Here is a 13,446-nt window from a genome sequence, read left to right as displayed (position 1 = left end):
GTCGCACTTTGAAAAAACCGGCCTTAGGGTGGGATTGCCGGGATGCGGCCGTGATGAGTCGCTCTTGAGGCCAGACTGAAATGACTGGAGATGACGATGACCCCATCCAATGAGCCAAGCTTTCGCGAAAGCGTTGATTTGATGTACACCCGCGCGGTGGCGCTGATGGACCTTTCGCCGGGGCTTGAGGAGAAGATCAGGGTTTGCAATGCGACCTACACAGTCCGCTTCGGCGTGCGGCTGCGGGGCAAGATCCATACCTTTACCGGCTACCGCTCCGTCCATTCCGAACATATGGAGCCGGTCAAGGGTGGCATTCGATATTCGCTGGGCGTCAACCAGGACGAGGTCGAGGCGCTGGCGGCGCTGATGACCTATAAATGCTCGCTGGTCGAGGCACCGTTTGGCGGATCCAAGGGCGGGTTGTGCATCGACCCGCGCGAATACGACGAACACGAGCTTGAGCTGATCACACGCCGCTTTGCCTATGAGCTGATCAAACGCGACCTGATCAACCCGGCGCAGAACGTGCCGGCCCCCGACATGGGCACGGGCGAGCGCGAGATGGCCTGGATCGCGGACCAGTACAAGCGGATGAACACCACCGATATCAACGGCGTGGCCTGCGTGACCGGCAAACCGACCCATGCGGGCGGTATCCAGGGCCGGACAGAGGCCACGGGGCGCGGCGTGCAATATGCCTTGCACGCGTTTTTCCGCGATCCCAAGGGCATGAAGCTGGCCGGTCTGACCGGCGAGCTGGATGGCAAGCGCGTGGTGGTGCAGGGTCTGGGCAACGTGGGGTATCACGCGGCCAAGTTCCTGAGCGAGGAGGATGGCTGTCTGATCACCGCGATCATCGAACGCGATGGTGCGCTGTTCGACGACAAGGGGCTGGACGTGGAGCAGGTGCATCAGTGGATCACCAAACATGGCACGATCAAGGGCTACCCCAAAGCGCCGCTTGATCCTGACGGTGCCAAGCTGCTGGAGGCGGAATGCGAAGTTCTGATCCCGGCGGCAATGGAAGGGGTGATCAACCTGTCCAACGCAGACCGGATCCGCGCGCCTCTGATCGTGGAAGCGGCGAACGGACCGGTCACGGCGGGCGCGGATGAGATCCTGCGCAAGAAGGGAACGGTCATCATTCCCGACATGTATGCCAACGCGGGCGGTGTGACGGTGTCCTACTTCGAATGGGTCAAGAACCTCAGCCATATCCGGTTTGGCCGGATGCAGCGCCGCCAGGAAGAAGCGCGTCACCAGCTGGTTGTGGACGAGCTGGAGCGGCTGAGCGCGGACAGCGGCATCGGCTGGCAGTTGAGCCCGAATTTCAAGGACAAGTACCTGCGCGGCGCAGGCGAGCTTGAACTTGTCCGTTCCGGCCTCGATGACACGATGCAGACCGCCTATCAGTCCATGGCGGAGGTCTGGCATGGCCGCGACGACGTGGATGACCTGCGCACGGCGGCCTATATCTGTGCAATCGGCAAGGTCGCGGCCAGTTACCGGGCCAAGGGCATCTGACGGCCGCGCCGCCTCGGGGCGACCATATGGCCCGTAACTTGGCCATATGGTCGCCCCTGAAACACTTTCTGTCGAAAAGCACCGTGCATCTGGTCGGAGGGCATTGCACCTCTGGACGGGACTTGGTTCACTCCGGTCCAGGCAAGGGGAGTTTTCGATGCGGTTTTCAGGATGGCGCGTGCTGCGCGAGGGGCTGACCGGCAACAAGGGCTGGACGCCGCACTGGCGCGATCCGGAACCCAAGCCGGAATATGATGCCGTGATCATTGGTGGCGGCGGGCACGGCCTGTCGACCGCCTATTACCTGGCCAAGAACCACGGCATGACCAATATCGCGGTGCTTGAAAAGGGCTACCTCGGCGGCGGCAACGTGGGCCGCAACACCACAATCGTGCGCGCCAACTACTTTCTGCAGGGCAATTCGGAGTTCTATTCCCATTCGCTGAAGCTGTGGGAGGGGATGGAGAAAGACCTGAACTACAACGCGATGCATTCGCAGCGCGGGCTGATCAACCTGTTTCATTCCGACGGTCAGCGCGATGCCTTTGCCCGGCGCGGCAATGCGATGATCAACCAGGGCGATGACGCGGTGCTGCTGGACCGCGAGGGCGTGCGCCGGTATCTGCCCTATCTCGACTTCGACAATGGCCGCTTTCCGATCTACGGCGGGCTGCTGCATCCGCGCGGGGGGACGGCGCGACATGACGCGGTGGCCTGGGGCTTTGCGCGCGGTGCAGACCAGCGCGGGGTGGACCTGATCCAGCAATGTGAAGTCACCGGAATCGACATCGAGAACGGCAAGGTGCGCGGCGTGCAGACCACGCGCGGGCCGATCCGGGCCAGGAAGGTCGGCATCGTGGTGGCGGGCCGCTCGGGCCAGGTGGCCGCGATGGCCGGCATGCGCCTGCCGATCGAAAGCCATGTCCTGCAGGCCTTTGTCAGCGAAGGGGTGAAACCGGTGATCGACCATGTGGTCAGCTTTGGCATGGGCCATTTCTATATCAGTCAGTCCGACAAGGGCGGGCTGGTCTTTGGCGGCGATCTGGATTTCTACGCCTCCTACGCGCAGCGCGGCAACATGCCGATGATGGAACATGTGATGGAGGCGGGGATGACCCTGATGCCGATGATCGGCAAGGCCAGGGTGTTGCGGTCCTGGGGCGGGATCATGGACATGACACCCGATGGCAGCCCGATCATCGACAAGACCGATACCGAGGGTTTGTTCATAGATTGCGGCTGGTGTTACGGCGGCTTCAAGGCGGTGCCGGGCTCGGGCTTTTCCTTTGCGCATCTGATGGCAACGGGAGAGCACCACGCGCCGGCGGCGAAGTTCCGGCTGGACCGGTTTCGCACCGGCGCCGGGTTGATGGACGAGGAGGGCACCGGTGCGCAGCATAACCTTCACTGAGCCCCACGCCGGCCGCGCGCCCGTGGTGGGCGTTGTGGCGTGTATTTTGGGAACAATGAAACGGGGTGTTGGCACCCTGTCGGAGAGGACGACATGAGGATCGACTGCCCCTTGTGCGGATCACGCGACATGCGTGAATTCTACTATCAGGGCGCTGCGGTGGCCCTTGCGCGACCTGCGCCGGACGCCGGTGAGGCGGCCTGGGACGATTATGTGCATCTGCGCGACAATCCGGCGGGACAGACAAGGGAGCTGTGGCATCACGAGGCGGGATGTTCGGCCTGGCTGGTGGTGACGCGGGACACGGTCAGCCACGAGATATCCAAGGTGGCGCTGGCCGCCGACGTCAAGGAGGCGGGCGCATGAGGATCGCGGGCAAGGGGCTGATCGACCGGGCCAGGCCGGTCACCTTTCGTTTTGACGGGCGGTCCTATGATGGATTCGAGGGCGATACCGTTGCCTCTGCCCTGCTGGCCAATGATCAGAAGCTGATGGGGCGGTCGTTCAAGTACCACCGCCCGCGTGGCGTGCTGACGGCAGGTTCGGAGGAGCCGAATGCGCTGATCACCGTCGGCAGGGGCGCGCAGGCGGACCCCAATCTGCGTGCAACCGTGCAGGAGATTTATGACGGGCTGGAGGTGCGCAGCCAGAATGCCTGGCCCTCGCTCGACTTCGACGTGATGGCGGTGAACGATCTGGCCGCGCCTTTTCTGGGGGCGGGGTTCTATTACAAGACCTTCATGTGGCCCGCGAAGTTCTGGGAAGCGGTCTATGAGCCGATCATCCGGCGCGCGGCCGGTCTGGGGGCGCTGAGTGGCAAGCATGATCCCGACCGGTACGAGCGCGCCTATGCGTTCTGCGATCTGCTGGTAATCGGGGCCGGGCCCACGGGCCTGATGGCGGCGCTGACGGCGGCACGCGCCGGGGCGGATGTGATCCTGGCGGATGAGGATGCGCGTATGGGCGGGCGGCTGAACGCCGAGACCGGGGTGATCGGCGATCAGCCGGGTCATGCCTGGGCCATGGGCATTGTGGCGGAGCTTTCTGCCATGCCGAATGTGCGGCTGATGACGCGTACCACTGTCACCGGAGCCTATGACGGCGGCATGTATGGCGCGCTGGAGCGGGTGAACCACCATGCCGCGCGGCGCGAGGGAGTGCCGCTGGAGACCTTCTGGCGCATCCACGCGCGCCGCAGCATTCTGGCGGCAGGGGCGCTGGAACGACCCGTGGCCTTCCAGAACAACGACCGCCCCGGTGTGATGACCGCCGGAGCGGTGCGGGCCTATCTGAACCGCTGGGGGGTGAGCCCCGGCAAACATGTGACGGTCTTTGGCAACAACGACGATGCCCACCGCACCGCGCGCGATCTGGCGGCGGCGGGGGTGCATGTCGCGGCCCTGATCGACAGCCGCGCCGATGTGCTGGTCGAGGGGGCGGAGTTTCCGTTCTACACCGGCGCGCAGGTCTGCAATGCGGCGGGTCGCAAGGAGCTGGAGGCGATCACCATTCGGACGGCCAGCGGCGAGCAGGCGATCCAGACCGATTGTCTGGCGATGTCGGGGGGGTGGAACCCCACCGTGCATCTGACCTGCCACATGAATGGGCGGCCCCGGTGGGACGCCGCGATTCAGGCTTTTGTGCCGGTGCCGGATGCGGTGCCGGGGATGATCGCGGCGGGGGCCTGCAATGGCGTGTTCTCGACCCATGCCTGTCTGAAGGCTGGCGTCGATGCGGCGGGCGAGGCGCTGTCGGCGCTGGGCAAGAAGGCCGGTTCAGTGGATGTGCCGCGCGCCGAGGATGGAGCTTACGCAATGGAGCCGCTTTGGGCGGTGGCGGGCAAGGGGCGTGCCTGGCTCGATTTCCAGAACGACGTGTCGGTCAAGGATGTGAAACAGGCGGCGGTGGAGAACTTCCGCTCGGTCGAGCATATGAAGCGGTACACGACGCAGGGCATGGCGACGGATCAGGGCAAGAATTCGAACGTGGCCGCGCTGGCGGTCCTGGCGGATGCCACCGGGCGAGGGATACCTGAGACGGGGACCACGACGTTTCGGCCGCCCTATGTGCCGGTGGCGATTGCCGCGATGGGGGCAGGGGCGCAGGGCAAGGGGTTTGCGCCGCAGCGTTTTACCACCTCGCACAGGGCGTCAGTGGCGATGGGGGCACCGATGATCGAAGCGGGGCTGTGGTATCGGCCCAGCTATTTTCCCAAAGCGGGGGAGACCAACTGGCGACAATCCTGTGACCGGGAGGTGGGCTATGTCCGCAAGGCGGTGGGGGTTTGCGATGTCTCCACCCTGGGCAAGATCGACATTCAGGGGCCGGATGCGGCGAAGCTGCTGGATTTCGTCTATACCAACATGTTTTCGACGCTGCCGGTCGGGCGGGTGCGCTATGGTCTGATGCTGCGCGAGGATGGCCATGTGATGGATGATGGCACCACCGCGCGGCTGGGGGAGACGCATTATGTGATGACCACCACCACGGCAGCGGCGGGGCAGGTGATGCGGCATCTGGACTTCGTGAGCCAGTGTCTGCACCCCGAATGGCAGGTCGCCTTTACCTCGGTCACCGAACAATGGGCGCAGTTTGCCGTGGCCGGGCCAAAGTCGCGCGAACTGCTGAATGGCCTGCTGGGTGCCGAAATCGACGGCGAAAGCTGGCCTTTCATGGCCTGCGGCCCGGTCGAGGTTTCCGGGGTTCAAGGGCGGCTCTTTCGCATCTCTTTCTCGGGCGAACATGCCTATGAGGTGGCGGTGCCTGCGCGTTTCGGGGCGAGCCTGTTCGACCTGCTGGTCAAGCGCGCCGAGGCGTTGGGCGGCGGGGCTTACGGAATGGAGGCGTTGAACGTGCTGAGGATCGAGAAGGGGTTCATTACCCATTCGGAAATCCACGGGCGCACCACGGCATTTGACATCGGCATGGGGCGGATGGTGTCGGCCAAAAAGGATTGCATCGGCAAGACCATGGCAGCGCGGCCCGGTCTGGTGGAGGAGGCGCGCGAGCAACTGGTGGGGCTGAAGCCTGTGGGCGCGGTCAGGCAGATCAGCGCGGGCGCGCATCTGTTCGATGCTGGCGCAGAGGCGGTGCGCGAGAACGATCAGGGCTATGTCACCTCGGTCGGGTTCTCGCCCGATCTGGGGCATATGGTCGGGCTGGGTTTCGTCAGGCGCGGCATGGCCCGTGAAGGCGAGGTGATCCGCATGGTGGATCATCTGCGCGGGCTGGAGGCGGATGTGGAGATCTGCCATCCGGTGTTTCTTGATCGTGAAGGGGAGCGGGTGCGTGGTTGAATTGACAGCGAAAACCCCCTGTGACGGGCTGCTGCCGCTGAGCATCGGAGAGGCGCAGCTTACGGAGGTGGCGGCGGGGGTGCTGACCTCGCTGACACCTTTGGGCGATGCGGCGGCATTGGGCGCGGCACTGGAAAAGGCGCATGGGCTGGGCTGGCCCGCGCCGTTGCGGGCGCGTGGCAAGGAAGGCGCGCGTTGCATCTGGTTCGGGCGCGACACGGCGCTGCTGATGGGCCCTGCGCCCGATCCGGCGCTTGGCCGTCATGCCGCTGTTGTGGACCAGTCCGACGCCTGGGCCGTGGTGCAGTTGAAAGGGCCAGGCGCCGTGGCCGTGCTGGCGCGGCTGGTCCCGGTGGACCTGCGCGACGGGACGTTCAAACGCGGCCATACCTCGCGCACGCAGCTTTACCACATGTCGGCGTCGATCACGAAAACCGGGGCGGATAGCTTCATGATCCTTGTCTTTCGGTCGATGGCAGCCACATTGGTGCATGATATGAAAACAGCGATGGAAGCGGTGGCCGCGCGCGGTTAAGGCGGGGCGGCACATGAGTGGAGTAGCCCAATGGTAAAGTATTTCGTGGTTTCAGCGGTTGTTGCAGCGCTCTGCGGCCCGGCGATGGCGGCCAGCAAGAAGGAAACCGATTGCGGGCATCAGGCCGCGGTGGTGGCCGCTGTTCAGAAGGCGCGGATTGACCGGGTGGGCGAACGCAAGGTGCCTGCGCATGTGGCTGCCAATGCGACATGGCCCGACCGCTACAATACCGCCATCACGCTGGTGACCCCCTGGGTCTATGAGATGAAGATGCGTGAGGTGAAGGCAAAGGACCTGTCGGCGGCATGGAAAGAGATGTGCCTGGCACAGTGACTTCCGACCGGTCAGCCTGAATGGCGAGCCTGAACGGGCTGCCGAAATGTGAACCTGTTAATGTGCTGCCACTGCGCCCGCTGGACGATGCCGGGCGCGCCCCGAAGGGGTTTCGCCAAAATTGCCCATTTCTGCGTTAAGAGAGCTTGAAATAGCTGGCTATTCCTGCGTTCTCTTGCCTGGAACTGAGCAATTTTGGACTGAAACGGGTGGTCGACAATGAGTGTCAACACGACCTAGGATATGGTATGAGCCTGCCACCCGGATTCCTGGACGAATTGCGCAGCCGAGCGAGCCTGTCTCAGGTCGTCGGCCGCAAAGTCATGTGGGATCAGCGCAAGTCCAATCAGGGCAAGGGCGACATGTGGGCACCTTGCCCGTTCCATCAGGAAAAATCCGCCAGCTTTCACGTCGATGACCGCAAGGGGTTTTATTACTGCTTTGGCTGTCACGCCAAGGGGGATGCGATCTCTTTCGTGCGCGAGACGGAGAATGTCGGCTTCATGGAGGCGGTGGAGATCCTCGCGCGGGAGGCGGGCATGCCGATGCCTGCACGCGACCCCAGAGCCGCCGAAAAGGCGGACAAGCGCAGCGATCTGGCCGAGGTCATGGAACTGGCGGTGCGCTGGTTCCGCCTGCAATTGCAGACCGGTGCTGCGGCGGAGGCGCGGACCTATCTGGCGCGGCGGGGGCTGGAGGAAAAGGCGCTCGACCATTGGGAAATCGGCTTTGCGCCGGACAGCTGGCAAGGGCTGTGGGACGCGCTGACCGGCAAGGGCGTGTCGGACCAGATGATCCTGGATGCGGGGCTGGCCAAGCCATCGTCCAAGGGCGGCAAACCCTATGACACCTTTCGCGGGCGCATCATGTTCCCGATCCGCGATGCGCGGGGGCGTGCGATTGCCTTTGGCGGCCGCGCGATGGACCCGAACGACAATGCCAAATACCTCAATTCGCCCGAGACCGAATTGTTCGACAAGGGCCGCAGCCTTTACAACGTGCGCGATGCGCGGACGGCGGCGGGCAAGGGGCAGCCGCTGCTGGTGGCCGAAGGCTATATGGATGTGATTGCCCTGCATGGCGCGGGGTTCGAGGCGGCAGTGGCCCCCCTGGGCACCGCGATCACGGAAAACCAGTTGCAGATGCTCTGGCGGATCGACCCGGAACCGATCATCACGCTGGACGGCGATACCGCGGGCCAGCGCGCGGCGCTGCGCCTGATCGACCTTGCGCTGCCCTTGCTTGAGGCGGGCCAGTCGCTGCGCTTTGCCATGATGCCGGAGGGGCAGGACCCGGATGATTTGCTGAAATCAGCCGGAGCGGGCGCGTTTCAGAAGCTGATCGACCAGGCTGTCCCGATGGTGCGCCTTTTGTGGCAGCGTGAAACCGAGGGTCGGGTGTTTGACAGCCCCGAGCGCAAGGCGGCGCTGGACAAGTCCCTGCGCGAGAAGATCAAGCTGATCAGGGACCCGTCGATCCGCAGCCACTACGGGCAGGAAATAAAGGACCTGCGCTGGCAACTTTTCCGGCCCGGTTCCGGGGCACGGACCGGCGCACGCGGTCAGGTGGTGCGACCGGGCGGCAAGTGGCAGGCACCGCCGCTGGCACCTTTGCCCAGCACCAAGGCGTCGGTGCTGGTGGGCGGCGACAACCATGTTGCCCATCACCTGCGCGAGGCGGTGATCCTTGCCGCCATCCTGGGCTGCCCCGAGATCGCCGAGAATTTCGAAAGCGGCCTTGAAAGCATGCCTTGCCGCGACCGCGACCATGCGGTGATGCGCGACATGATTCTGCGTCACGCGGGGCAGGGTGCTGCCGTGTTGCGCGAAAAAATTTCCAGCGCACTGGGGCCGGATGCCCTTGAAAACCTGACCGCACAGCGCCATGTCGCCATCACCCCCTGTATCCGCAATCCGGGCAACACCGAGATGGCCACCATGACCGTGGCCGAGGAACTGGCCAAGCTGGAAGCGGCGCGGGGGCTGAGCGCGGAAATCGCCGAGGCCGAGGAAGACATGGCAGGCACCGCAGACGAGGGCCTGACCTGGCGGTTGAGCGAGGCTGTGCGCAGCGCTGATCAGGCGACGCGGTCGGGGCAGGAAGACAAGGCGGAATACGAGGTGGGCGAGAACGGCGCACGGATGTCCCGCGATGAACGCAGCGCGCTGGACGCGCTGCTTGAGAACATTACCTATGAGAAACCCAAGGGCCGAAGCTGAAAAGTGACCTTTTGGCAGGGTCTTTGGGAAAAAGCAGTACAACGGGTTTAAGAATCACCGCAAACCCCGCATGATTCGCGACAACCGAATCACTCACACTGATTCGCGCAACCGCGCTGGAGGACGTTCAATGGCCGCTAAGGACACCAACGAAGACACGAAACGGGACGACTCCGACAGCGGTCATTCGCTGGATATGAGCCAGGCCGCCGTCAAGAAGATGATCTCCGAGGCGCGGGAAAAGGGCTATATCACCTATGATCAGCTGAACACCGTCCTGCCGCCGGATCAGGTCTCTTCCGAACAGATCGAGGACGTGATGTCGATGCTGTCCGAAATGGGCATCAACATCATCGAGGATGAAGACGCCGAGGAGGAAGACGCCAAGGGGTCCACCGAACTGGCCACCACCGACAGCGCCAAGGAAGTTGCGCTTTCCTCCGGCACCGCCGAAAAGCTGGACCGCACCGACGACCCGGTGCGCATGTACCTGCGCGAGATGGGCAGCGTCGAACTGCTGTCCCGCGAGGGCGAGATTGCCATCGCCAAGCGGATCGAGGCCGGTCGCAACACCATGATCGCGGGCCTGTGTGAAAGCCCGCTGACCTTTCAGGCGATCACCATCTGGCGCGACGAACTGCTGTCCGAGGACATTCTGCTGCGCGACGTGATCGACCTTGAGGCGACATTCGGCAACCAGCTGGGCGACGAAGAAGTAACCTCGCCCGTGGTCGCCCCCGGTGGCGCGACGGAGGCGAAATCGGACGACGACAAGCAGGAACTGGACGCTGACGGCAACCCGATTGCAAGTGACGACGACGATGATGAGGACGAACAGGCCAACATGAGCCTGGCGGCCATGGAAGCGGCGCTGAAACCGCAGGTGCTGGAAGCGCTGGACATCATCGCCGATGACTACGCCAAGTTGAGCGAAATGCAGGACAGCCGTATCTCTGCCACGCTGAACGAGGATGGGTCCTTTTCCAGCAAGCAGGAAGACAAATATCAGAAACTGCGGTCCGAAATCGTGCTGCTGGTCAATGAACTGCACCTGCACAACAACCGTATCGAAGCGCTGATCGACCAGCTTTACGGCATCAACCGCCGGATCATGCAGATCGACTCCGCCATGGTGAAGCTGGCCGATCAGGCCCGCATCAACCGCAAGGAATTCGTCGACGCCTATCGCGGCTACGAGCTTGACCCAAACTGGATGGAGCGGATGGCCGATCGGTCCGGTCGCGGCTGGCAGATGTTCATCGAACGCTCCTCCGACAAGGTTGAAGAGCTGCGCGCGGATATGGCGCAGGTCGGTCAGTATGTCGGCCTCGACATCTCTGAATTCCGCCGCATCGTCCAACAGGTCCAGAAGGGCGAGAAAGAAGCCCGTCAGGCCAAGAAGGAAATGGTCGAGGCAAACCTGCGTCTGGTGATCTCGATTGCGAAAAAGTACACGAACCGCGGGCTGCAATTCCTTGATCTCATTCAGGAAGGCAACATCGGCCTGATGAAGGCGGTGGACAAGTTCGAATACCGTCGCGGCTATAAATTCTCGACCTATGCGACATGGTGGATCAGGCAGGCGATCACGCGGAGCATCGCGGATCAGGCCCGCACCATCCGTATCCCGGTCCATATGATCGAGACGATCAACAAGCTGGTCCGCACCGGCCGCCAGATGCTGCACGAGATCGGTCGCGAGCCGACGCCGGAAGAACTGGCCGAAAAGCTGCAAATGCCGCTGGAAAAGGTCCGCAAGGTGATGAAGATCGCCAAGGAGCCGATTTCGCTGGAAACCCCAATCGGCGACGAGGAAGACAGCCAGCTGGGCGATTTCATCGAGGACAAGAATGCCGTGCTGCCGCTGGACAGCGCCATTCAGGAAAACCTCAAGGAAACGACCACACGGGTACTGGCCTCGCTCACCCCGCGCGAGGAACGTGTGTTGCGGATGCGGTTTGGCATCGGCATGAACACCGACCACACGCTGGAAGAAGTCGGCCAACAGTTCAGCGTGACCCGCGAACGTATTCGTCAGATCGAAGCCAAGGCGCTGCGCAAGCTCAAGCACCCGAGCCGGAGCCGGAAGCTGCGGAGTTTCCTGGACCAATAGGCGGGCGGCCCGAAAGGGTGATAACAGAGATGCAAAGGACCGGCTCTGTGCCGGTCCTTTTCGTTTTCGGGGGCGTTACCGGGCTGCCAGTGCCGCCTTGATCGCGTCCTTCAACGGCGTTGCGGGCCGTCCGATCAGATCTTCAAGATCCGTGCTGTCGGTATCCAGCGCACCCTTGGCGGCCTGCGCGTCGCTGTCCGCAAGAATGCCTGCGAAACCTTCCGGCAGGCCCGCACCGACCAATGCCTGGGCGAAGGTCTCCTGCGGCATGTCCACATAGGCGACTGTGCTGCCAGCCTCGGCGCTCAGGGTCTCTGCGAACTCTTCCAGCGTATAGGCGGGCTGCCCAGCCAATTCGTAAACCTTGCCAGCGGACTCCGCGCTCAGCAGTGCAACGGCGGCAGCTTCGGCATAGTCGTCGCGCGTCGCGGTCGCGAACTTGCCATTGCCAGCTGCACCGAAATGCTGGCCCAGCTTCAGGTCGCTTTCCAGCCCGCCAAGCAGGTTTTCAGTGTACCAGCCATTGCGCAGCAAGACGGTTGGCAGGCCCGAACCGCTCAGCGCGGCTTCGGTCTGTTTGTGTTCCTCGGCAAGCGCCATGGGCGAGGTGTCGGCCCGCAGGATCGACGTATAGGCGATCAGGTCGACATCCGCGGCCCTGGCGGCGTCGATCACGTTTTGATGCTGGGCGGTGCGCTGCCCCACTGCGCTGGAGGAGATCAGCAGCACCTTGTGAACCCCAGCCATTGCGTGGCTCAGGCTGGCGGGATCGGTATAATCGCCCATCCTTGGCTCAACGCCCCTGGCCCGCAGGGCGGCGGCGTCCTCTTCCTTGCGCACAAGGCCCGCGATGGCGGCGTCGGGGGCCAGACGTTTCAGGTGATCTAGAACGCGCTGTCCCAACTGGCCGCTTGCCCCGGTAACAAGAATGGTTTTCGATGACATTTGATTTTCCTTTGGTTCCGAATTGAGTGTAAGTCTCATTTAGAGATCACAATGCCGCACCGAAAGGAGGCAAGTTCATGTCACAAGGTAACCTGGAAGGAACCGCGCCCAAGCAGGGCTCGGCGAGCATGAGTGAATTGCACCCCTCCGCCGAGGGGGCCTGCCCGGTGCGTGACCTGCTTGACCACATTGCAGCAAAGTGGACGACCCTTGTTCTTCTGGCGCTGGAGGAGGAGCCAAGACGCTTCAACGCCTTGCTGCGGATGCTGCCGGATATCTCGCGGCGCATGCTGACGCAAAGCCTGCGTGACCTTGAGAGAGGCGGGTTCATCGAACGGACCGTTTTCCCGACCAAGCCGCCCTCCGTGCAGTATGCCCTGACCCCGTTGGGCCATTCGGTGATGGGACCGATCCGGTCGCTGATCGGCTGGGCCAAGACACATGAAACCGCCCTCAGCGCGGCCCGCGCCCGTTACGACGCTGCGAATGCATGATCCCGGACGGCGCAAAAGGTGACGCAGGTGTGAATAGACTTGGCCGCAGATCGGCCTATTTCTGGGTGGATCAGCGAAGCAAAGGATACGACATGCGATCATTGAGGTTTGCAGCCCTGACAGTGGCAATTTTGACGGGCGGTCTATCGGCTGCTGCGGCTGCCCCATCCTATAAAGCTGTCAATCATCTGAAAGTTTATGGCATGACGCAGACCTCTTTCGAGGTCATTGAATCGCTTGGCGAAGGCGCGCGCGGCATGTGGTGTGCCGCGGCGGATTATGCGATCCACCAGCTTGGCGTGCCGACGACCCAGCGGCTTTATGTCAAATCCCCCCGTGGTCGGTCGCAAAGCGGCGCAGGGCGGATCGGTGTTGTCTTTACCACCGATGTATCCAGTTTGCCGACAGAACCGTCCCGCTCTGTCGCGGTGCGTGTGGATACGCCCGGCCTCGGCCTGCCGGTCTATCACGCCAACCAGTTCTGCAAAGACTACCTGCTTGAATTCGACAACATCCGGTTTCGGCCCGATCTTAACTGAAGCATTCTGAACTGAAGCCGACAGAGGTGGATGC

11 protein-coding genes are annotated in these 13,446 nt (G+C 63.0%); 10 read left to right on the top strand and 1 reads right to left on the bottom strand.

From position 1 onward, the window contains the following. Nucleotides 1-96 precede the first annotated feature (96 nt). The 8 genes from A8B82_RS05635 (at nt 97) to rpoD (ending at nt 11,434) form a co-directional block, all read left to right on the top strand. Complete coding sequence (locus A8B82_RS05635) at nt 97-1,527, top strand: Glu/Leu/Phe/Val family dehydrogenase (RefSeq protein ID WP_067289535.1); 1,431 nt, start codon at nt 97-99, stop codon at nt 1,525-1,527. Nucleotides 1,528-1,684: 157 nt separating this feature from the next. Further along, nucleotides 1,685-2,938, top strand: a complete 1,254-nt coding sequence (locus A8B82_RS05630) for a sarcosine oxidase subunit beta family protein (RefSeq protein ID WP_067289283.1) — start codon at nt 1,685-1,687, stop codon at nt 2,936-2,938. Between the two features lie 93 nt (nt 2,939-3,031). Further along, complete coding sequence (locus A8B82_RS05625) at nt 3,032-3,304, top strand: sarcosine oxidase subunit delta (protein WP_067289280.1); 273 nt, start codon at nt 3,032-3,034, stop codon at nt 3,302-3,304. After that, the gene (locus A8B82_RS05620) at nt 3,301-6,234 is read left to right on the top strand and encodes a sarcosine oxidase subunit alpha family protein (protein WP_067289278.1); all 2,934 of its coding nucleotides are present in this window, start codon (nt 3,301-3,303) and stop codon (nt 6,232-6,234) included. Before A8B82_RS05625 ends, A8B82_RS05620 begins: the two co-directional genes overlap by 4 nt. After that, nucleotides 6,227-6,769 carry a sarcosine oxidase subunit gamma gene (locus tag A8B82_RS05615; protein WP_067289275.1) on the top strand — a complete coding sequence of 181 codons (543 nt, stop codon included), beginning with the start codon at nt 6,227-6,229 and terminating at the stop codon, nt 6,767-6,769. Before A8B82_RS05620 ends, A8B82_RS05615 begins: the two co-directional genes overlap by 8 nt. A 30-nt stretch (nt 6,770-6,799) precedes the next feature. Continuing rightward, complete coding sequence (locus A8B82_RS05610; RefSeq protein ID WP_067289274.1) at nt 6,800-7,102, top strand: hypothetical protein; 303 nt, start codon at nt 6,800-6,802, stop codon at nt 7,100-7,102. Nucleotides 7,103-7,350: 248 nt separating this feature from the next. Further along, entirely contained in the window at nt 7,351-9,321 is a 1,971-nt protein-coding gene (gene dnaG / locus A8B82_RS05600; protein WP_067289269.1) for a DNA primase, read from the top strand. 130 nt (nt 9,322-9,451) lie between these two features. Further along, nucleotides 9,452-11,434, top strand: a complete 1,983-nt coding sequence (gene rpoD, locus A8B82_RS05595; RefSeq protein ID WP_067289267.1) for an RNA polymerase sigma factor RpoD — start codon at nt 9,452-9,454, stop codon at nt 11,432-11,434. A 75-nt stretch (nt 11,435-11,509) separates the two neighbouring features. Here the strand turns inward: rpoD and A8B82_RS05590 are convergent, their stop codons facing one another. Continuing rightward, nucleotides 11,510-12,379: an SDR family oxidoreductase gene (locus tag A8B82_RS05590; RefSeq protein WP_067289261.1), complete on the bottom strand. Its 870-nt coding sequence runs from the start codon at nt 12,377-12,379 to the stop codon at nt 11,510-11,512. A gap of 77 nt (nt 12,380-12,456) precedes the next feature. On the opposite strand from A8B82_RS05590, the gene A8B82_RS05585 reads away from it, so the two are divergent. Both A8B82_RS05585 and A8B82_RS05580 read left to right on the top strand, forming a co-directional pair. Further along, on the top strand, nt 12,457-12,873 hold the full coding sequence (locus A8B82_RS05585; protein WP_067289258.1) for a winged helix-turn-helix transcriptional regulator: 417 nt from the start codon (nt 12,457-12,459) through the stop codon (nt 12,871-12,873). A 203-nt stretch (nt 12,874-13,076) separates the two neighbouring features. After that, entirely contained in the window at nt 13,077-13,412 is a 336-nt protein-coding gene (locus A8B82_RS05580) for a hypothetical protein (RefSeq protein ID WP_235604621.1), read from the top strand. Nucleotides 13,413-13,446 lie beyond the last annotated feature (34 nt).

This window comes from Sulfitobacter sp. EhC04, assembly GCF_001650875.1.
Taxonomy (GTDB): Bacteria; Pseudomonadota; Alphaproteobacteria; order Rhodobacterales; family Rhodobacteraceae; genus Sulfitobacter.
This window is presented reverse-complemented; position numbering and strand designations above follow the sequence as displayed.